The sequence below is a fragment of the Ensifer adhaerens genome, from assembly GCF_020035535.1.
In the GTDB taxonomy this organism is placed as follows: domain Bacteria; phylum Pseudomonadota; class Alphaproteobacteria; order Rhizobiales; family Rhizobiaceae; genus Ensifer.
The window spans coordinates 2,678,966-2,699,231 of sequence record NZ_CP083349.1; the positions used below are offsets into that span (position 1 = coordinate 2,678,966).

The window sequence follows — 20,266 nt, forward strand, 5'->3', positions numbered from 1 at the left end:
CAGTTCTTCCCACCATCACCCCTGCCACCGGCCGTCGCGTTTCATGGCCTCGATCTCGCGGATCGCCTTTTCGCGCTGGCGCTCGCGGCGGATGATGTCGGTGACGGCGGCATCGTCCGACTTGTCGGTGTAGCGGAACTCGCTGTCGGCGTACCGGTTGATCTCCTGCAACACCATCTCGATGGTGATCGGGCCGCGCAGCGCCTCGATCATCGCTTTCTTCTCGTCGTAGCCCTTGTGCATGAAGGAGCCGGCATCCTTGAACCAGTCATCCGGCAGCTCGACGTCCATTGCTCTCAGTTTGATCGCATCGGTGATGTTCTTGATTGCCCGGCCGGTAAAGCGGGGCTCCGCCTCCTTGATCATGTGCAGATAGGCACCGACATCGGCGAGCGAGGCAATCGCCCCCTTCTCCTTCTCGTAGCGCTCCCAGACGGCAACGAGGCCATCCTCTTTCGGCCGCGCATGCTCGGCGTAGGACTGAGCAACCGCGCGCTTGATCTCCTGCCCCTCGAAAAGCTGGTGCTCGCCGAGCGGGATCTTGTGGTTCTTGCCGACGAGCAGCGCAAAGATGTCGATATAGTCGTCCTCGGTCTGCGGCCCGTCGACCAGCCAGCGTGCACCGGCGCGTTGGCGCAGCGCATCGTCGACATTTTCCGGATAGTTCGAGAACATGCCGAAGGTGCAGTTGCCGCGCACCACAGTGGACGCACCGGCAAAGCTCTCCATCAGCACCGCCGTCACCTCGTGCTGGCCGGCAGACGCGCGATCGTCGGAACGTTTCGCCGCCACCTGGTCGACATCGTCGATCGTGCCGAAGCCGATCGCCCGCGGATTGATGACGTTGTTGACGAACTCCTTGCAGTTCTGGCCGGACTTGCCCTGATAGGAGGAGATCTGGTCGACGCCGAAGTTTTCGTAGTGGAAGGCGTAGCCGGCGATCTCGCAATAGTCGTTGAGCATGCCGGCGAGCATCTGGATCAGGATCGTCTTGCCGGTGCCCGGCATGCCGTCGCCAATAAAGGTGAAGAGGAAGCCGCCAAGCTCGACGAACGGGTTCATCTGCCGGTCGAAGTCGTAGGCCATCAGCATCTTGGCAAGCTTCAGCGCCTGGTACTTGGCGATGTGGTTGCCGATGATCTCCTCGGGCTTCTTGAAAGTCATGACCAGCGGCTTGCGCTTCTGGCCGGGTGCCACGTCGAAACCGTTCAGTGTGAAATCATCCTGGTCGAGCCGGATATGCACGTTCTCGAAGCTCTGCAGGCCGGTGAAGCGTGCCTTGCGCGCGATCAGCCCCTCGATCGCCACACGCGAGAAGGCGCGTGCCCGGGCGGTCAGCGCCAGATCATCGGGTGCACCCGCGATGCCGCTGTCGAGCGCCGCCACGAGGCTCTTCAGCGCATCCTGTGGCGTATCGAATAGAAAGTCGGGCTCGACCGCATCGTCGACCGGCTCGCCCTCGCCGGCAAGCGTCGCGCCGAGATAGGCGGCAAGCGTGAAAGCGGCGACGTAAGCGGACGCCGAAAGCAGCGCCTTGAACTGGGTCGCCTCGTCTCCGCCAAGCGGCGACGTCGCGTTCCTCGCCTGCAATTGCTCGAGGCTCGTCTGTCGGGCGAGGACGTCGGCAACGGCCAGCGCCACCTGGATGCCGCGGCGCGTGCGGTAAAGCACCGCATGCTGGGCCGGCGACAACATCGGGTCACCGTGGCGCACCGCCTGGATCGTCTTGGTCAGTTCCACCTCGCGCGTGCGGCGCTGGCCGCCGGTCGAAACCGTGGACACGAATCGGCGACCGGTACCTGCAAGCGAGGTGCCGGCCGAGCCCTCGTCCCGCTCCAGGATGATGAGCTTCGTCACCAGCCCCTGCGCCACCGACTGATGCCTGGCGATGTCGTCCTCGTGCAGCGTCGTCAGCCCCGTACTGAGTGTCATCGTCAAACCTCGCTCACGACCTGGTTGCCGGAAATGACGTGGACCTTGTAGTCGCCGAACACCTGTTCCACCTCACCCGCCGCATAGAGCGCCTGATAGGCGTCGTGCGGCACCAGCGCATGCTTCTCATAGGAGGACACACCCATGCGCGTCGCTTCCAGATTGGCGGTATCGATGTGGAACTCCTCCTGCGCCGGCGTCGTCGACCAGAAGCCGCGTTTGGCCGGACGTTCCGATTTCGAGAAGACCTCCTGCACCGTCCAGGTCAAAAGCCAGGCGTTCTCGGTCTTGCGTACCTTCGAGAGGATATCGTTGATGCGCGCATTGTTCTCGGTTATCCCGGCCGAGTAGAACGGCCCGAGCACGATGCGCCGCAGCTGCTTCGGGTGCAACTCGTCGAAATCCTTGTCGAGATTGGTGGCGATCGTCACCGGCGTCAGCGAATAGCTGCTGTTCTTGGAGGCAAAGTCGTCGAAGCGGCTGGCAAGCTCGGGATTGAGCAGGCCGCCGACCGGCAGGGGGATCTCCACCTGCGGATTGAGCTTGCCGTCGTCGGTCACCAGCATCTCGACGATCTTTTCCGACGAATCCTCGATCGTTGCCATGTAGACCATCGGCAACGTGCTGGCGCCATCAAAGGCGCCCCAGTTGACCACGTAATAGGGCCGCATCGTCTTCGAATTGACCGCAACGCGGATGGTCTCCGGCAGGATGAAGGGCGAAAAGATGTCACCCTTGCCGATCTGCTCCAGATAGAGCCGCTCGGCCATGCGCGCCTGCAAAGCCTCGGGAAAAGCCTTCTGCCTCAGGATGAAATCGACCATTTCATCGCGCAGCGCATCGGCCGAGGGAATGTCGGCGAGGCGCTTGGCTGCGGTCTGGCGATCGTTTTCCAGCTCCAGCACGTTCTGGAACACCGGAAAGCCGCTTTCGGCGCGCGAAATCCGGAACTGGTCGACAAAGCCGATCCTGTTTTCCCAGCAGTCGATCGATGCCTTCAGCCGCCCGAGATAGGGTACGATCACCTCACCGACGACGGTGTTGCGATAGAGCGGCGAGTTGCGATCGCCGAGAAAGAGTTCGAGCCCGGCGAGCGCCGCGTGGATAGACGCGAAATATTGTGCGACAGCGGATGAAGCCGCGACTTTCATGCAAATCCCCGTGGCGCGTGCCAGACGGCAAACTCGGTTCGGATCATGCGCCTGCCGATCACTGCTTCACGTAGTTGGCAGTGTTGTGCTTGTCCATGACAGCCTGGAAGCGGCGGGCAAAAGCGTCGTCCGCCAGCTTCTTGCGGCGCTGGATATCCTGTGTCGAAAGCATGTTCTTTTCATGCATTTCGAGGAGATCGCCGATGTGGCGCTGCGCTGCGGCGCCGATGCCGGCCATCGTCTCTTCGGCCGCGGTGTCGACCTGGCTGCCGAGCGTGTTGATCTTGTGGGCGACATCCTGCTGGGCGGCGGTCTTCAGCGAATCTTCCAGCGCCTTGTAGAGCACGATGCGCTGCTCGGTATCGATCGTCAGCTTGTTGATCAGCGTGTTCTGCGCCGCGATCTGGTTGTTGAGCGAATCGACGAAGGTCTGGAACATCGAGGTGTAGCGCTCGAGCGTCTGGCTCTCGGCAAGCAGCTCCTGCTCCTTGGCCTGCTTCTCATTGTATTCGGTCGCAAGCGCCGAGCGCTCGCCTTCGAGCTCGGTGCGGACCTTCTGCTCGGTCGAGGCGGCGATGCGGTTTTCGATGTCGAGCAGCAGCGGGTTCAGCTCCTCGATCCGCTTCTGCACCTCTTCAAGGTTCGCCATCGTGCCCTTGCGGCGCTCGATTACCTGGATCAGGCTCTGCTCGGAGGTCTTGTAGCGCTGGTCGAGGATCGACTTCTGTTCCTTGAGGATGCCGACGATCATGTCGGACTTCGACAAGAGCTCCTGCAGATTGCCGGCAAGCGACATGTTGCGCACGCGGTCGGTGCGCATGCGCTGCATCTTCTGCTTGGAGAAGATGCCGATGAACTTCTCGTAGCCGGTATAGTTCTTCATGCTCTCGAATTCCGAGCCGAAGACGTTGGTCGCATCCTCAAGCCCGATGATCAGGTCGGCGATGTTGGCTTCCATCACCTTCTGCTGGTTGATTACGTCCTGGATGCGGGCGTTCTCGATGTCGAAGTTGACGTCGCCAAGCTTGGTCTCGGCCTTGGCGAACTGCTCCAGCACGACGCTCGATTGTTCGAGCTTGCCGCGCATCTGGTCGACGACGCCCTTCGTCTTCTCGATCTCCGCGTCAAAGTTCTGAAGAGTCGCCATGTCCTGCCCCTCGATCCACCGTGGCGCGATCCGCCAGCTCAGCCAAATTATTCAGCCTTCGATTGCAGTTATATAAAGGGTGTTTATGGACAGAGAACAAGTCTGCAGCCGCGGCTTTTTTCGATCAAGCGTTGCAGCGAAGTGCTTGAGATATTGAAGGCATTGCCTATTTGGCGGCCGGTGGCGCCTTGAGATAGGCGATCACGTCGGCAATGTCCTGAGGCTTCTTGAGACCGGGAAAAGTCATCTTGGTGGCGCCGACCATCGCCTTGGGGCTGAGCAGATATTCGCTCAGCGTCGCCTCGTCCCAAACATGGCCCTCGGCGCCGAAAGCTTTCATCGCCGCCGAATAGCTGTAGTCAGGGATCGATGCCACCGGCCGGCCGACAACCCCCATGAGGCTCGGCCCGACGCGATTGACCGGTTCGCTCGCCGTATGACAGGCCGCACATTTGCGGAACACCGCCGCCCCTGCGGTCGCATCGCCACCTGCGTGCGCCGCTGGAGCGCCGAGACAGAGGCAGAGAACAAGACGGGAAAACAGGCGCGACATCGGAAGACCTCTCGAAGGGAAGATCAGGCCAGAATGGCATCGCGAATGCGGCAGTTTCAAGCGCCAGGACGCCGCACTATTCGCAGCGCATCGTGTCTTCCCAGTGGCGTCGGCAATAGGAGACATATTTCTCGTTGCCGCCGACTTCGACCTGGGCACCCTCGCGTACAACCTTGCCTTGGCCATCGAGGCGCACCACCATTGTCGCCTTGCGGCCGCAATGGCAGATGGTTCGCACCTCGCGCAATTCGTCGGCGAGCGCGAGCAGCGCCATCGAGCCCGGAAACAGCTTGCCCTGGAAATCTGTGCGTAGACCATAGGCCATGACGGGAATGCCGATCCGGTCGGCGACGCGGGCGAGCTGCCAGACCTGCGTCTCGTTGAGGAACTGCGCCTCGTCGACGAAGACGCAGGCGATCTCGCCCTTACCATCGCCGTGGAGCGTCTCGATCAGCGTGAAGAGATCGTCGTCGCCGTGAAAGGGGATGGCATCAGCGCCAAGACCGATGCGCGAGGAGATGCGTCCAACCCCTCCCCGATCGTCATGCGCGGCGATCAGCATCACCACACGCATGCCGCGCTCCTGATAGTTGTAGGAGGCCTGCAACAGCATCGTGCTCTTGCCCGCATTCATCGTCGCATAGCTGAAATAGAGTTTGGCCATCTTCACCGCGTCCGGTTTCCGTCTTCCGGGTAATGACGAGGCTTGTCCCGGAAGGCCAGAGCGTGTTTGCAGCACCCACAGTTTTTCGCCGGACTAGACCATTTCGTGGACATTGCGACATTCAGCGTCGCATCGTGCACCCCGTTAGCATATTGACGCAATACACTTCCTTCGACATCAAAGCGCTTGAATTCGCTATCCAATGGTGTTTGGCTAAAACAATAATAGAGGTAGGGGAACGACAACGATGAAAAAACGACTCTCTCTCAAACTGATGCTGGCAGGCGCCGTTTCGGTCGTCGCCCTCACCGCTCAGCAGGCTGCAGCTGCCGAGCCGGAAAGCTGTGGTACGGTGCGTTTCTCCGACGTCGGATGGACGGATATCACTGCAACCACCGCGACCGTCTCCACTGTTCTCAAGGGCCTCGGCTACGAGACGGACATCAAGGTTCTCTCGGTTCCGGTCACCTACACGTCGCTCAAGAACAAGGACATCGACGTCTTCCTCGGCAACTGGATGCCGACCCAGGAGAACGACGTGCGCCCCTATCTCGACGACAAGTCGGTCGAATCCTTCGGCCCGAACCTGGTCGGTGCCAAGTACACGCTGGCGACCAATGCCAAGGGCGCCGAGCTTGGCATCAAGGACTTCAAGGATATCGCCGCCAAGAAGACCGAACTCGACAGCAAGATCTACGGCATCGAGCCGGGCAATGACGGCAACCGTCTGATCATCGACATGGTCGACAAGGACACGTTCAGCCTCAAGGGCTTCGAGGTGGTCGAATCGTCCGAGCAGGGCATGCTGGCGCAGGTCGCCCGCGCCGAGAAGGATGGTTCGCCGATCGTCTTCCTCGGATGGGAACCGCATCCGATGAACGCCAACTTCAAGCTGACCTATCTTTCGGGCGGCGACGACATCTTCGGCGCCAACTTCGGCGGCGCGGAAGTCTTCACCAACGTGCGCGCCGGCTACACGACCGAGTGCCCGAACGTCGGCAAGCTGCTCACCAATCTGAAGTTCTCGCTCCAGATGGAAAACGAAATCATGGGCAAGATCCTGAACGATGGCAAGGAGCCGGACAAGGCTGCGGAAGAATGGCTGAAGGCCAATCCGACCGTCGTCGACCCGTGGCTTGCCGGTGTAACCGCCAAGGATGGCGGCGATGGCCTAGCCGCGGTCAAGGCCGCCCTCGGCCTCTGATCGGCATCAAGGCGGGGAAAAACCCCGCCTTTTTTCACCGCGTCATGCGCTCCTTTTTGACCTGACGAGACGGATTTACCTTCGTGGAATATCTGACCGATAACCGCATCCCCATCGGCGGCTGGGCCAAGGCGTTCGTCGACTGGCTGACGACGAACTTCGAGCTGTTCTTCGACCAGCTCGCTCGCTTCCTCTCCGGCGTTGTCGCCGTGCTGCTCTGGATCCTCCAGACCCCGCACCCGCTGATCGTCGTCGCCGTCATCACGGCGGCTGCCTGGTGGTTCCGCCGTTCGATCGGCGTAACGCTGTTTACCGGCCTCGGCCTGCTGCTGATCATCAACCAGGGCTACTGGAAGGAAACGACGGAAACGCTGGCTCTGGTGCTCGCCGCCAGCTTCGTCAGCATGGCCGTCGGCGTTCCGCTCGGCATCGCCGCCGCCCGTCGCGCCTGGGTCTATGCCATCATGCGGCCGATCCTCGACCTGATGCAGACGATCCCGACCTTCGTCTATCTCATCCCGGCGCTGATCCTGTTCGGCCTCGGCATGGTTCCGGGTCTGATCGCCACGGTTATCTTCGCAATCCCGGCGCCGATCCGGCTCACCCGCCTCGGCATCATCTCGACGCCGCCGTCGCTGGTGGAAGCTGCCCAGGCCTTCGGCGCGACGCCCGGCCAGGTGCTGCGCAAGGTAGAGCTGCCCTTCGCCATGCCGCAGATCATGGCTGGCCTCACCCAGACGATCATGCTGTCGCTGTCGATGGTGGTCATCGCCGCGCTCGTCGGCGCCAACGGCCTCGGCGTCCCGGTTTTGAGAGCCCTGAACTCGGTGAACGTCGCCAAGGGCTTTGAAGCCGGCCTCTGCATCGTCATCCTGGCGATCATTCTCGACCGCCTTTTCCGCTCGTCCGACGAAGGAGAAGGCGCATGACCACCGCCGTCGTTTTCAAGAATGTCGACATCATCTTCGGCAACAATCCGCAGGTCGCCCTGCAGATGGTCGACCAGGGCAAGACCCGCGACGAGATCGGCGCCGCAACCGGCCTTGTGCTCGGCGTTGCCGGTGCGTCGCTCGAAATCACCGAAGGCGAGATCCTCGTGCTGATGGGGCTTTCGGGCTCCGGCAAGTCGACCCTGCTTCGCGCCGTCAACGGCCTCGCTCCCGTGGTACGCGGCGACGTCGAGGTAAAGACGTCGAACGGACCGCTCAACCCCTATCGGACCAATGCGAAATCGCTGCGCGACTTCCGCATGCATACGGTCTCGATGGTGTTCCAGCAGTTCGCGCTGCTTCCCTGGCGCACCGTGGCCGACAATGTCGGTTTCGGCCTCGAGCTTGCCGGCATGCCGGAAGCCGAGCGCAAGGCGCGCGTCGGCGAACAGCTCGACCTCGTCAACCTGACGAAATGGGCGGGCCGAAAGGTCAACGAGCTTTCGGGCGGCATGCAGCAACGCGTCGGCCTCGCCCGCGCCTTTGCCACCGGCGCACCGATCCTTCTGATGGACGAGCCGTTCTCGGCACTCGACCCCTTGATCCGCACCCGATTGCAGGACGAACTGCTCGAGTTCCAGCGGCGGCTGAAAAAGACGATCATCTTCGTCAGCCACGATCTCGACGAGGCATTCCGGATCGGCAACCGCATCGCCATCATGGAAGGCGGACGCATCATCCAGTGCGGCACGCCGCAGGATATCGTCAAGAATCCAGCCAACCAGTATGTCGCGGATTTCGTTCAGCACATGAACCCGATCACCATGCTGACCGCCAAGGACGTGATGCAGACCGGTGTCCAGCGCGGCGCGACGGTCGCCGGCGTCACGGCCACCGCCAAGCCGACGACACCGCTCGTCGACATTCTCGACGCCATGTCCCGCCAGCCGGGCAGCATCGGCGTCGTCGATAACGGTTCGGTCGTCGGCACCATCGATGCCCAGGATATCGTTCAGGGATTGACGCGGCACCGCAACAAAAGTTGACGAAATCGCTCAGCAAGCCAATAAAAGCCCGGAGGATCGCTCCGGGCTTTTCGTTACTGCATGGTTCCCTTGAATCCTCACCGAGTTGAGGAACAAGGCATGCAGTCGTTCAAAGGTCGTTGTCGGTCGTGATGGCATGGCAAGAAAGGTTCAAAGACATGAGCGACAAGCCGAACGTATTGCGCGACACCGACGACGAGGCTCGCACTCTGGCCCGCACGCTTCTGAGGGGCGCACGCAGCGCTTCGCTCGCCGCCATCGAGCCGGAGAGCGGCGGCTTTCCCTTCGTCAGCCGAGTTCTCGTCGGCATGGATGTCGACGGCGTTCCCGTCATCCTGATTTCCAGGCTCTCGACTCACACCCAGGCACTGCTTGCCGACAAGCGCGCTTCGCTGCTCACGGGCGAGCCCGGCAAAGGCGATCCGCTCGCCCATCCCCGTCTCACGGTGCAGTGCATGGCCGAACAGATTGCCCGCGACAGCGAAGCCCATGCGCGCATCCGCGAACGGTTCGTCCGTCGTCACCCAAAGTCGAAGCTCTATGTGGATTTTCCCGATTTCGGTTTCTTCCGGCTGAAGCCGTTGCGCGCCAGCCTCAATGGCGGCTTCGGCCGCGCCTATGTGCTGACGGCTGAAGATCTGATGATCGACTCGCCCGCTATCGAATCGCTGGCAGCCATGGAGGCGAGCGCGATCGAACATATGAATTCCGATCACTCCGACGCCGTGCAGAACTATGCCGTAAAGCTCTGCAACACACCGGAAGGCAACTGGAAGATCGTCGGCATCGATGCAGCCGGTCTCGATCTTGCCGATGGAGATCGACTGAAACGCCTTGAATTTCCTGCGCGGATCGAAGACAGTTCCAATTTACGGGCAATTTTGCGTGAACTTAACGGTTAATCGCGGGAGAACTACCCCCATTTCTTGCAGTGGGTGGTTGCCCTTTTATGCATCACGACTAATTATCGTGCTTCGTCAACCATAACTACGTGTGATGTAATTTTCGCATGGAGCACGCAATGCAGCCACTTTCGCCTGAAAAACACGATGAAGCCGAGGTAGCAGCCGGTTTCCTCTCGGCCATGGCAAACCCTAAGCGCCTTCTCATCCTCGATTCCCTCGTCAAGGAAGAGATGGCAGTCGGCGCATTGGCCAACAAGGTTGGGCTGAGCCAGTCGGCTCTCTCCCAGCATCTTTCGAAGCTCCGTGCCCAGAATCTCGTCAGCACCCGCCGCGATGCGCAGACGATCTACTATTCGAGCTCATCCGACGCAGTCATGCGGATTCTAGGCACGCTCAACGAAATCTACGGCGACGAACAGAACGTCACCGCAGAAAAGACTCTGGTCCGCAAATCGGCCTGATATCCGGTCCGTTCTGCGGACCCGTTCGAACAGCCCCACACGAGAAATCGCGCGGGGCTTATTCTTTTCCAGGATATCGCGACAAGCCCGCGAGGCCGCCAGCCTCCCCTGCCGTTTACCGGGCCTTGAGACTTCCGCGGCACGATGCGCCGCGACAGATCAGCCTGAGCAGCGGACACTAGGGAATGCGCGACAGGGTCCGTTGGGGCATCGCCGGAACCGGCACAATCGCAAACAGCTTCGCATCGGATTTCCGGTTCGCCGGAAATGCGATGCTTGCCGCCGTTTCCTCCCGCAGTGCCGAGAACGCCCAGGCTTTCGCCGCGCGCTACGGCGGCATCCGCAGCTATCACGATATCCGGGCCCTGGCGGCCGATCCTGATATCGATGCCATCTACGTCGCCTCACCCAATGCGATGCATCGCGACCATGCCGCCCTGGCACTTGCCGCCGGCAAGGCGGCGCTGGTCGAAAAGCCACTGACCGCATCCGTCGCTGACGCGCGCGCCCTCGCAGGAGCAGCTGCCGCCAGCGGCACCTTCGCGATGGAAGCGCTTTGGACCTGTTTCCTCCCGGCGATAGCAGAGACGCGCGCGCTTCTCGGTGAAGGCAGACTCGGGACCATCAGACATGTCCGGGCGGAACTTGCCTATGCGAAGCCGTTCGACGCAAACAGCCGCTTCTTCGATCCAGCACTGGGCGGCGGTTCGCTGCTCGATCTCGGCATCTATCCGATCGCGCTGTGCCTGAGCCTGTTCGGCCAACCGAAGTCCTTTGGCGGCAGCTGGAAAAACGCGCCGACCGGCGTCGATGTCTCGGCAGACGCCCGCCTGGTCTATGACGGCTTTGATGCTCATCTCGGGTGCGGGTTCGATCGCAACGGCCACAATCACTTCGTCATCGAGGGCGAGCGCGGCACGCTCGTCATCGACGCGCCATTCCTGAAGGCAAGCCGCCTGTTTGTCGCCACCGGCGCGCCGGCGCGCAAGCTGATGACATCGGCGGGGCAAACGCTCTTCAAGGTGGCGCGGCGGATCCCCCTGCCCGGTCTCAAGCGCTTCGACCATGCGTTTCCCGGCAACGGGCTGCAATTCGAAATCGAGGCCGCCAGTGCAGCCATTCTCGAAGGTCGACGCGAGCATGCGCTGATGCCGCTATCGCGCAGTATCGAAGCGCTGGAGATCATCGAGGCGATCCGGGCCAAGGCGCCGGTTGCCTGAACCACTTGCCCCGATACGTGCGGGACGTGCCTCTAGAGATCGAGCGGACGATAGTCCCGCCAACCGCTGTTCAGCGCAAGCACGACCTCGGTCAGATGCCGCGCCGTCGCGCCGGAGAAGAATGGTGTTTCGCCGCGCTCGATCGCATCGGCCTGGACTGCGATCCCCCGCACGAAATCGATCTGCGACGGAAAGGCCGGAAGGGCTGGCCCGGAGGATGCCTTGGGGTAGCGCGCCTTCGTTCCGGGATAGACCCGGACGGGCAGCTTTCGCCCCAACTTCCACTCCAGCCAGTCAAGACCGCGATGCATCAGCGAGCGCTTCGCGCCGAACGCCTCGACGTGAACGGGCGAGCGATTGTCCCAGAGATCGCGAACGACGATCGTTCCGCGGTCGCCGATGATCGTCAGCGAACGGTCGCGCGGCGCCGCCAGGCCACAGGTGACACGCGCCGTCACGCCCGAGCGGAACGTAAGGCAGCCCACCGAGAAATCAGGACCGAGCGCCAGCGTCTCCGTCCCCGGCCCCTTGTCCGGGAAGGTCAGGGCCGAGACGGCACTGACCTCGGCGACCGGCCCGAAGAGCGAGACGAGCCAGCTTGCGGCATAGCCCGCATGTTCGAGCGTGCAGCCAACCTCGAATTCGTGCACGCCCGGCCAGCGTGCGCCTGAGCGACTGCGCCAGGTGTGCCAGTTCGCCTTGAAGACAGGGCCATCCTCCATCTCGGCATAGACGAGCCGCGGCGTGCCGATCGTCCCTGCTGCAAGCAGGCTCACGCAAAGCGCCTGTGCGTCGCTGAGGCCGTTGGCCGGCGCGCCGGCAAGGACCAGCGCGTGTTCGCGGGCAAGCGCGACCAGTTCGCTCGCCTCCGCCACCGTCATCGCCAGCGGTTTCTCGCAGTAGACGTGCTTGCCGGAAGTGAGAGCGGCGAGGTTGACCGTGTAGTGGCTTTCCGGCGTTGTCAGGTTGACGACGATCGACACAGCCGGATCGGCAAGCACTGCTTCCAGCGAGGCATAGGACGAAACCTTCCAGTAACGCCCAAAGGCGTCGAGACGCTCCGCATCGCGATCCCAGACGCCGACGAGCCGAAGCTGCGGATGGTTGGCAAGCGTGGTCATGTAGTAGTCGGCGACGAAGCCGGTTCCGACGAAAGCTATTCCAGTCACGCTCTCACTCTCCTATCGGGCGTCGGCAAGGAACGAGGCGACGTAGACGAGCGGCGCATTCCAGTTGATGGCAATTTCATTGGATCCATAGGCTTCGATGTCGTCGGCATAACAGGTCTGCGGCGCACATCCCTTCAGGTGTTGCCGCGCCACATCATCGACGAAGGTGGAGTTGGGACCACCGGCAAGAGAGCCCGCTGGCGGACCAGGCAGCTGCGGATCGCGCTGGTGCGCGTACCAGCGACTGTGCTGGTTCCTGGGCGCGCGCGCGCCATAGCCGGTGACATAGGATAGCGCCATGGCATTGCGGCCGAGAATATAATCCATGCCCTCGCGCACACCATCGAGAAACCCCTTCTCGCCGGAGAGGTCGAAAGCGGCCGACATAACGATGATGTTCTGCAGCATCAGCTGGTTCGATCCCCAGTCGTAGCGTCGGCCCGCAGGCCGGTAGACGACACCGAAGGGCTCTGCCTGCTGCAGCGACAGGAAGTGCCGCGCGGTCGAAACCACCGCGTCTCGCATCAGTTCACGGTCATCGTCCGGCAAGCCCGTGCCAAAAAGCGCCAATTGCAGCCGTGCGAAGCCGGCGACGTTGCGCCAATCAAAGGCGCCGCCAGAAGACAGCGTATCCGCTGTCCAAAGCGGCGAAGCCCGCAGCACCTTGAGATAGGCTTCGTCACCGGTCGTCAGATAGAGCTCGGTCGCCGCCCAGAAGAGTTCGTCCGAAGTGCTGTCGTCGTCATAGTCACCACCACCGGCCAGCCCGTCCGACTTTGGCGCCAGCAGCGCTGGATTGGCATTGGCCGCCACCCAGGCCTTGCGCGCGGCGGCGAGCAATCGTGCCGAGAACGTCGGATTCTGATCGGCAAAAAGCCGGGCGCCCTGGGCCGTGACGGCGGCGACGTCGAGCGTTGCCGCCGTCGACGGACGGTGGAGCGCCCGCGGTTGCGGATCATCGCTTGGCAGCATAGGCGCTTCGGTCCAGGCGGTGTCGTGAACCTTGTGGTGCACCATGCCGGCAAGCGGCTCGCCATCCGGAACCATCATGCGCAGCAGGAACTCGAGCTCCCACCGGGCCTCGTCGAGAATGTCCGGCATGCCGTTGCCGCTTTCAGGAATGCGCGAAAGACCGTCGCGCGTCACTGGCGAACCCGCCGCATAGACATGCCCACGCTCGTAGGCAGCAAGCAGTTGAGCCGCGGACAGCGCGCCGGTCACAGCATATTTGCCGTGGTCGCCTGCATCGTACCAACCGCCCGAAACGTCCAGCCGATAGGAACAGGACCAGCCGCTGTAAAGCGTTGCGGCCTGTTTGCTGTCGAGGCACGGTACCGCCTTGTCGCCCTGGTTCGGCGCAACGCCGACATGGCCCGCCGACCGGGCGTAGGCCTTACCGGCGATCGACGCCTTGATCTCGATGCCGCTTCGCTGTGGATAGAACCAGGAGAGCGCATCGACGCGCAGCCGATCGTAGAGGTCGTCGCCGATCGAGAATCGATCACTCGCCCAATCGCCGGACACGAGGCGATAGCCGTCACCGGCCGTTGCGAAGGATGAAAAATCCGCGACCTGCGTTTCGACGCCCGCCGTCGGATCGAAACCGCTGGGTTGCGTCTTGCCCTTGCCGACGACCTTGTCCCTGGCGTCGAGCAATTGGAAATCGATGGGGTGCTTCGTATCGGCAATGAAGGTCGCGCGCTTCGGACCGGCGGTGAAGTAGCCAAGCTGATTGACGCGAATGGCAGGCCCTTCGCTCGCGCGCCTCGCCGCCTGCGAAACAGCACCGGTCGCGACCAGCGATACGTCGTCAAGACAGACGCGGCCGGCTTCCTCGCCCCCGAGCGGCAGCACGAATTGGACTTCATCCGGTTCTATCGCCTCGAACTCGACGGAGAACGGGCTGCCGCCCGGCGACCCCACCGTCGTGAACTCGGCAACGGAAGTCCAGGGATCAGCAGCCCGCTGCACCCTTGCCGCGATCGCGCGTGCCGGCTTGGCAGCGACCCTCAGCGACAGGCGATAGATGCGCCCGGGCACCAGCCTCAAACCATTGACCCCGATGATCTGCCGCCAGACTTCTCCCCCGCTTTGGGTCTCTACGCAGAGCCGCCCACCCTCCCGCTCGAGGGTCAGCCCGTCGCTCGCCCAGAACGTGTCTTGCCCCTTTTCGAAGTGGCCGTCGGCAATCAGCTCGGCTGCGACTGCCGGGCCTGGCAGGAAGAGCGCAGCAATTGCCGCGTGTACTATCCCGAACCTCGACACGTCCCAGCTCCCAATTGGTCAGGCCGGGCCGCAGGCGCATAAGCCCATTCACAGGCGGCCATGGACCCGGCAAGGCATGGCAACGCAGCGTTGCCGCAAACAAGTTAAGCTAGAGAAAATTTCCGGCGCGGCGACAAAAATTCGCCACCCCGAAGGCCCTCTGTGCGAGCCTGCCGAGGCTTGACGCGTCCCGGGGCGCTGATAGTTTGACCAAAGGGTAAAAAATGCGGGCGGCGAACGCCGCCTGACGAAGAACAGACCGAGGAGAACTGGAATGTCGAACCGCCTCAACACCCCGAACGATCTGCGCGCCTTCTGGATGCCGTTCACCGCGAACCGGCAGTTCAAGAAGGAGCCGCGGATGTTCGTCGGCGCCAAGGACATGCACTACACGACCCATGACGGCCGGACGGTACTGGACGGCACGGCGGGTCTGTGGTGCGTGAACGCCGGCCATTGTCGCCCGAAGATCACCGAGGCGATCCGTGCACAGGCGGGCGAGCTCGACTATGCGCCGGCCTTCCAGCTCGGCCACCCCAAGGCCTTCGAACTGGCGAACCGCCTGGTCGACATCGCGCCCGAGGGCATGAACCATGTTCTCTACACCAACTCCGGCTCGGAATCGGTGGATACGGCGCTGAAGGTGGCACTCGCCTATCACCGCGCCAAGGGTGACGGCTCGCGCTTCCGCCTGATCGGTCGCGAGCGCGGCTATCACGGCGTCAATTTCGGCGGTATCTCGGTCGGCGGCATTGTTTCGAACCGCAAGATGTTCGGCACGCTTCTGACCGGTGTCGACCACATGCCGCACACGCACCTGCCGGCCCAGAATGGCTTCACCCGCGGCGAGCCGGAACATGGCGGCGATATCGCAACCGAACTCGAGCGCATCGTCACGCTGCATGACGCGTCCACCATCGCCGCCGTGATCGTCGAGCCTGTGGCCGGCTCGACCGGCGTGCTGATCCCGCCGAAGGGCTACCTGCAGAAACTGCGCGAGATTTGCACCAAGCACGGCATCCTGTTGATCTTCGACGAAGTCATCACCGGTTTCGGCCGCCTCGGCACGCCGTTTGCCGCGCAGTATTTCGACGTCAAGCCCGACATCATCACCACCGCCAAGGGCCTGACCAACGGCGTCATCCCGATGGGCGCGGTCTTCGTCACCTCCGAGATCCATGATGCCTTCATGAATGGCCCGGAGCACATGATCGAGTTCTTCCACGGCTACACCTATTCGGGCAACCCGATCGCCTCGGCCGCCGCCCTTGGCACGCTCGACACCTACAAGGAAGAAGGCCTGCTGACGCGTGCAGCCGAGCTTGCTCCCTATTGGGAAGAAGGTCTGCACTCGCTGAGAGACTGCCCGCATGTCATCGACATCCGCAATCTCGGCCTGATCGGTGCGATCGAACTGCAGCCGATCGCCGGCGAGCCGACCAAGCGCGCCTTCTCTGCGTTCCTGAAGGCCTACGAGAGTGGGTTGTTGATCCGCACGACAGGCGACATCATCGCGCTGTCGCCGCCGCTGATCATCAGCAAGGCAGAAATCGACGAGCTCTTCGGCAAGCTGCGCGCCGTTCTCAAAAGCAACATCTGATCCAGTCGCACGCCGACCGCCAAGGGCCCTTTCCCCGGCAACGGGGGAAGGGTTACTCTTATCTGCAACACTGAAACTGCGTCCCGCCGAATTCGCATCCGGGCACGCGCATGGACCGGAGTAGCCCACATGTCCGAAGCACTGGAACGCCATATCGATCAGGGCGTCGGACGCGAGCCCGCGGATATCGTCCTGAAGGGCGGACGCTTCTTCGACCTCGTCACCGGCGAACTCGTCGCCTCCGACATCGCAATCTCCGGTGACCGCATCGTCGGCACCTTCGGCAGCTATGAGGGCCGTGAAGAGATAGACATCACCGGCCGCATCGTCGTGCCGGGCTTCATCGACACGCACCTGCACATCGAGTCCTCGCTCGTCACGCCGCACGAATTTGACCGCTGCGTCCTGCCGCTCGGGATCACCACCGTCGTTTGCGATCCGCACGAGATCGCCAACGTGCTCGGCACCGAGGGCATCCAGTTCTTTCTGGATTCGGCAGAGCAGACGATCATGGATATCCGCGTCCAGCTCTCCTCCTGCGTGCCGGCAACGCATCTGGAAACCTCGGGCGCTGACCTGCCTATCGAGCGACTTCTGCCCTTCCGCGACCATCCCAAGGTCATCGGCCTTGCCGAGTTCATGAATTTCCCCGGCGTCGTGCACAAGGATCCGGTCTGCCTTGCCAAGCTCGAGGCCTTCCAGGGCGCGCATATCGACGGCCACGCGCCGCTGCTGTCGGGCAAGGACCTGAACGGCTATCTCGCCGCCGGCATCCGCACCGACCATGAATGCACCTCGGCTGAAGAAGCCATGGAGAAGATCCGCAAGGGCATGCACATCCTCGTGCGCGAGGGTTCCGTCTCCAAGGATCTGCATGCGCTGATGCCGATCATCACCGAACGCCTGTCACCCCATCTGGCGCTCTGTACCGACGATCGCAATCCGCTCGACATCGCCGAGCAGGGTCATCTCGATCACATGATCCGCACGGCGATATCAGCCGGCGTCGAGCCGCTGGCAATCTACCGCGCCGCCTCGATTTCGGCCGCCCGCGCCTTCGGCTTGCGCGACCGCGGCCTGGTCGCGCCCGGCTGGCGCGCCGATCTCGTGGTCATCGACAGCCTGGAGAATTGCAAGGCCGAGACGGTGTTTTCAGGTGGTCGCCGCGTCACGGACGAGCTCTTTGCCACCCGCAACCCGGTGGCACCCGTTGGGCTCGACAGCGTCAAAGCCGGCCAGGTCCATGCCAGCGCCTTTGGCATCCCTGTCACCGATGGCGACACCTCCGTCATCGGCGTGCTGCCCGGCAAGATCATCACCGAGCACCGCCGCTACCGCCTGCCGGCTGTCGGCAACCAGACCGGCGTCGACCTCGCCCGCGATATCATCAAGGTCGCGGTGATCGAGCGCCACGGCGTCAACGGCAATCACGCCAACGGCTTCGTGCAAGGCTTCGGGCTGAAGAAGGGCGCGATCGCCTCGACCGTCGGTCACGACAGCCACAACATCTGCGTCGTCGGGGTCAACGACGAGGACATGGCGATCGCCGCCAATCGGCTGGGCGAGATCAAGGGGGGCTTCGTCGTCGTCGAGGACGGCCAGGTGACTGGCGAAATCGCCCTTCCGGTGGCGGGCCTGATGAGCCTCGAACCCTACGAGTCCGTGCGTGACACGCTGCACCATCTGCGCCACGCCGCCTTCGCGCTCGGCGCGACGCTGGAAGAGCCCTTCCTGCAGCTCGCCTTCCTGCCACTGCCGGTCATCCCGCATCTGAAGATTTCCGATCGCGGACTGGTCGATGTCGACAAGTTCATGTTGATCGGGTGACTTCAGGCAGCACTCAGTTGTCGGCCGCAGCCGGCGCCAGCTCCTTGCGGAAATAGACGACGCGCTCCGTTTCCTCGAAGCCAAGCGCCATATGCAGGCCCTGGCTCCTGAGATTGTCGGTCGCCGTGTCGGAGGCAAGTTCCTGGCATCCTTGCGATGTGGCCCAGCGCTCGACCGCGGTGATCAAGGCGCGCGCCACACCGCGACGGCGAAAGCCGGGCAACACATAGATCCCCTCAAGGAAACCGACAGGGGAGGTTTCGCAGCCATTGACATAGTCCCGGCGGATCGAAGCTTCGGCAAAACCGGCGGCGACGCCGGCCTGGTCTTCGCAAAGGAAGGACGCGTAGCGCTCGCTCTCGGCAAGGCAGGATTCCACCTCGGCGCGATGCTCGGCTTCCGGCGTATCCGGCCACAGCGCCAGACGCATCTCGACCCAGCGGCCGATGGTTTCACCATCCATCAACAAAACGCGCATCAGAGTTTTCCCGAGAAGGCCGACAGTCCGGCGAGCTGGATGCTACCGGCTTCGAGGCGCGCCGGATATCCGGGCAATTCCAGGGGTTGCACCGCAGCCGGCGGCAGAAACGCTTGCGGCTCGCGGGTGAGGTTGAAGACGAAGAGCAGGCGTTCGCCATCCTTTTCGCGAACGAAGGCCAGGAGGTCGCTGTTGCTGTCGAGGAAACGCATCGCGCCATCGCGCATCACCGACTGCGAATTGCGGAAAGCGAGCGTTGCCCGGTAGTGGTTAAGGGTCGTATCCGCGCCCGTGGCCATGGTGTCCACCGCCAGGCGGCGATGTTCTGCCGGCACTGGCAGCCACGGCTTGCCGCCAGAGAAGCCGGCATTGGTTGCCCCTTCTTCCCAGACCATCGGCGTGCGGCAGCCGTCGCGGCCCTTATACGAGGGCCAGAAGCGGATGCCATAGGGATCGCGAAGATCCTCGAAAGAGAGCTCGGCCTCCGGCAGCCCCAGTTCTTCGCCCTGATAGAGGCAGATCGACCCCCGCAGGCTGGAAAGCAGCGTGATCGCCAGACGCGCCACCCTCTCCCGCTCCGCTTCGGTTTGGGCAAAACGGCTGACATGGCGCGTCACGTCGTGGTTGGAGAAGGCCCAGCAGACCCAGCCGTCGGTAACGGCCTTCTGGAAATTCTCGACGCAGCGGCGGATATGGGCCGCGGTGAAGTCCGGGCCCAAGAGGTCGAAGGTGTAGCACATGTTGAGCTTGTCGCCGCCGCTGGTATAGGCGGCCACCGTCTTCAGCGAGCGGGCGCCGTCGCCCACCTCGCCGACGGTCATGCGGCCTTCGTAGCGGTCGAGCAGCGCCCGGAAGCGCTGGAGAAAGGCGATGTTTTCCGGCTGGCTCTTGTCATGCAGATGGTCCTGCATGCCGTAGGGATTGACGTCGGGCGCATCGTTGCTGGTGGCGTCGGGATCGGGAACAAGCGGCGGGTTGTCGCGCAGATGCTTGTCGTGGAAATAGAAGTTCACGGTGTCGAGCCGGAAGCCATCGACCCCACGGTCGAGCCAGAAGCGCGCGGCATCGAGCACCGCGTCCTGAACATCAGGATTGTGGAAGTTGAGATCCGGCTGCGAGCCGAGGAAGTTGTGCATGTAGTACTGCTTGCGCACCCCATCCCACTCCCAGGCGGGGCCGCCGAAGATCGATAGCCAGTTGTTGGACGCCGTGCCATCCGGCTTCGGATCCGCCCAGACATACCAGTCGGCCTTGCCATTCGTGCGGCTGGAGCGGCTCTCGACGAACCAGGGATGGCGATCGGACGTGTGTGAGATCACCTGGTCGATGATCACCTTGAGGCAGAGACGGTGGGCTTCGCCAAGCATTTCGTCGAAATCGGCGAGCGTTCCGAACATTGGATCGACGTCGCAATAGTCGGAGACGTCGTAGCCCATGTCGGCCTGCGGCGAGGTGAAGAACGGCGACAGCCAGATCGCATCGACGCCGAGAGAGGCGATATGCGGCAGCCTGCGGGTGACGCCCTTGAGATCGCCGATGCCGTCGTCGTCGGTATCCTGGAACGAGCGTGGATAGACCTGATAGATCACCGCACCGCGCCACCAATCGTCACCCGATACCTGCCGAGACGCCATGTAAGCCCCCTGAAGACGGTCTGTCGCGCAAAGGTGTAGCGTTGCCCGGCGCCGGAGTAAACGCCATTCACCGCCACGCAC

The 20,266-nt window shown here is 62.7% G+C and carries 17 protein-coding genes; 8 read left to right on the plus strand and 9 right to left on the minus strand.

Annotation, left to right across the window (positions count from 1 at the left end):
* Nucleotides 1-15: 15 nt before the first annotated feature.
* From LAC81_RS13190 to LAC81_RS13210, 5 genes are all read right to left on the minus strand, one after another.
* The gene (locus tag LAC81_RS13190) at nt 16-1,932 is read right to left on the minus strand and encodes an AAA family ATPase (protein ID WP_223725152.1); all 1,917 of its coding nucleotides are present in this window, start codon (nt 1,930-1,932) and stop codon (nt 16-18) included.
* A 2-nt stretch (nt 1,933-1,934) separates the two neighbouring features.
* On the minus strand, nt 1,935-3,083 hold the full coding sequence (locus LAC81_RS13195) for a hypothetical protein (RefSeq protein ID WP_223725153.1): 1,149 nt from the start codon (nt 3,081-3,083) through the stop codon (nt 1,935-1,937).
* 58 nt (nt 3,084-3,141) lie between these two features.
* Nucleotides 3,142-4,230 (minus strand): hypothetical protein, encoded by a 1,089-nt coding sequence (locus LAC81_RS13200; protein ID WP_223725154.1) that lies wholly within the window; start codon nt 4,228-4,230, stop codon nt 3,142-3,144.
* A gap of 166 nt (nt 4,231-4,396) precedes the next feature.
* Nucleotides 4,397-4,783: a c-type cytochrome gene (locus LAC81_RS13205; protein WP_223725155.1), complete on the minus strand. Its 387-nt coding sequence runs from the start codon at nt 4,781-4,783 to the stop codon at nt 4,397-4,399.
* Between the two features lie 76 nt (nt 4,784-4,859).
* A complete protein-coding gene (locus LAC81_RS13210) occupies nt 4,860-5,447 on the minus strand; it encodes a thymidine kinase (protein WP_113535520.1) in 588 nt (195 codons plus the stop codon).
* A gap of 247 nt (nt 5,448-5,694) precedes the next feature.
* Here LAC81_RS13210 and LAC81_RS13215 point away from each other — a divergent pair, with 247 nt between their 5' ends.
* From LAC81_RS13215 to LAC81_RS13240, 6 genes are all read left to right on the plus strand, one after another.
* A complete protein-coding gene (locus LAC81_RS13215) occupies nt 5,695-6,651 on the plus strand; it encodes a choline ABC transporter substrate-binding protein (RefSeq protein WP_113535521.1) in 957 nt (318 codons plus the stop codon).
* 83 nt (nt 6,652-6,734) lie between these two features.
* A complete protein-coding gene (choW, locus tag LAC81_RS13220) occupies nt 6,735-7,580 on the plus strand; it encodes a choline ABC transporter permease subunit (RefSeq protein ID WP_113535522.1) in 846 nt (281 codons plus the stop codon).
* Entirely contained in the window at nt 7,577-8,626 is a 1,050-nt protein-coding gene (choV, locus tag LAC81_RS13225) for a choline ABC transporter ATP-binding protein (RefSeq protein ID WP_113535523.1), read from the plus strand. Before choW ends, choV begins: the two co-directional genes overlap by 4 nt.
* A 158-nt stretch (nt 8,627-8,784) precedes the next feature.
* Nucleotides 8,785-9,528 carry a HugZ family protein gene (locus LAC81_RS13230; protein ID WP_223725156.1) on the plus strand — a complete coding sequence of 248 codons (744 nt, stop codon included), beginning with the start codon at nt 8,785-8,787 and terminating at the stop codon, nt 9,526-9,528.
* A 119-nt stretch (nt 9,529-9,647) separates the two neighbouring features.
* The gene (locus tag LAC81_RS13235) at nt 9,648-9,992 is read left to right on the plus strand and encodes an ArsR/SmtB family transcription factor (protein WP_113535525.1); all 345 of its coding nucleotides are present in this window, start codon (nt 9,648-9,650) and stop codon (nt 9,990-9,992) included.
* Nucleotides 9,993-10,177: 185 nt separating this feature from the next.
* Complete coding sequence (locus tag LAC81_RS13240) at nt 10,178-11,212, plus strand: Gfo/Idh/MocA family protein (RefSeq protein WP_223725157.1); 1,035 nt, start codon at nt 10,178-10,180, stop codon at nt 11,210-11,212.
* Between the two features lie 32 nt (nt 11,213-11,244).
* On the opposite strand, the gene LAC81_RS13245 is transcribed toward LAC81_RS13240, so the two are convergent.
* Complete coding sequence (locus tag LAC81_RS13245; RefSeq protein ID WP_235693175.1) at nt 11,245-12,333, minus strand: Gfo/Idh/MocA family protein; 1,089 nt, start codon at nt 12,331-12,333, stop codon at nt 11,245-11,247.
* 60 nt (nt 12,334-12,393) lie between these two features.
* A complete protein-coding gene (locus LAC81_RS13250; RefSeq protein WP_223725159.1) occupies nt 12,394-14,646 on the minus strand; it encodes a glycoside hydrolase family 9 protein in 2,253 nt (750 codons plus the stop codon).
* A gap of 274 nt (nt 14,647-14,920) precedes the next feature.
* Here LAC81_RS13250 and LAC81_RS13255 point away from each other — a divergent pair, with 274 nt between their 5' ends.
* The gene (locus tag LAC81_RS13255; protein ID WP_223725160.1) at nt 14,921-16,246 is read left to right on the plus strand and encodes an aspartate aminotransferase family protein; all 1,326 of its coding nucleotides are present in this window, start codon (nt 14,921-14,923) and stop codon (nt 16,244-16,246) included.
* 129 nt (nt 16,247-16,375) lie between these two features.
* Nucleotides 16,376-18,073, plus strand: coding sequence for an adenine deaminase (ade, locus tag LAC81_RS13260; protein WP_223725161.1), 1,698 nt, complete (start codon nt 16,376-16,378; stop codon nt 18,071-18,073).
* Between the two features lie 13 nt (nt 18,074-18,086).
* Here ade and aac(6') read toward each other — a convergent pair whose 3' ends face one another.
* Both aac(6') and LAC81_RS13270 read right to left on the minus strand, forming a co-directional pair.
* Nucleotides 18,087-18,551 (minus strand): aminoglycoside 6'-N-acetyltransferase, encoded by a 465-nt coding sequence (aac(6'), locus tag LAC81_RS13265; RefSeq protein WP_223725162.1) that lies wholly within the window; start codon nt 18,549-18,551, stop codon nt 18,087-18,089.
* Complete coding sequence (locus tag LAC81_RS13270; RefSeq protein ID WP_223725163.1) at nt 18,551-20,185, minus strand: alpha-glucosidase family protein; 1,635 nt, start codon at nt 20,183-20,185, stop codon at nt 18,551-18,553. The genes aac(6') and LAC81_RS13270 overlap by 1 nt, the downstream gene beginning before the upstream one ends.
* Nucleotides 20,186-20,266 lie beyond the last annotated feature (81 nt).

Coding starts and splice junctions, on each gene's coding strand:
- choV (WP_113535523.1), top strand. CDS start 7,577: ATGACCACCGCCGTCGTTTTCAAGAATGTCGACATCATCTTCGGCAAC.
- LAC81_RS13245 (WP_235693175.1), bottom strand. CDS start 12,333: ATGACCACGCTTGCCAACCATCCGCAGCTTCGGCTCGTCGGCGTCTGG.
- ade (WP_223725161.1), top strand. CDS start 16,376: ATGTCCGAAGCACTGGAACGCCATATCGATCAGGGCGTCGGACGCGAG.
- LAC81_RS13195 (WP_223725153.1), bottom strand. CDS start 3,083: ATGAAAGTCGCGGCTTCATCCGCTGTCGCACAATATTTCGCGTCTATC.
- LAC81_RS13235 (WP_113535525.1), top strand. CDS start 9,648: ATGCAGCCACTTTCGCCTGAAAAACACGATGAAGCCGAGGTAGCAGCC.
- LAC81_RS13215 (WP_113535521.1), top strand. CDS start 5,695: ATGAAAAAACGACTCTCTCTCAAACTGATGCTGGCAGGCGCCGTTTCG.
- LAC81_RS13205 (WP_223725155.1), bottom strand. CDS start 4,783: ATGTCGCGCCTGTTTTCCCGTCTTGTTCTCTGCCTCTGTCTCGGCGCT.
- LAC81_RS13255 (WP_223725160.1), top strand. CDS start 14,921: ATGTCGAACCGCCTCAACACCCCGAACGATCTGCGCGCCTTCTGGATG.
- LAC81_RS13190 (WP_223725152.1), bottom strand. CDS start 1,932: ATGACACTCAGTACGGGGCTGACGACGCTGCACGAGGACGACATCGCC.
- LAC81_RS13240 (WP_223725157.1), top strand. CDS start 10,178: ATGCGCGACAGGGTCCGTTGGGGCATCGCCGGAACCGGCACAATCGCA.
- LAC81_RS13270 (WP_223725163.1), bottom strand. CDS start 20,185: ATGGCGTCTCGGCAGGTATCGGGTGACGATTGGTGGCGCGGTGCGGTG.
- LAC81_RS13200 (WP_223725154.1), bottom strand. CDS start 4,230: ATGGCGACTCTTCAGAACTTTGACGCGGAGATCGAGAAGACGAAGGGC.
- LAC81_RS13210 (WP_113535520.1), bottom strand. CDS start 5,447: ATGGCCAAACTCTATTTCAGCTATGCGACGATGAATGCGGGCAAGAGC.
- LAC81_RS13230 (WP_223725156.1), top strand. CDS start 8,785: ATGAGCGACAAGCCGAACGTATTGCGCGACACCGACGACGAGGCTCGC.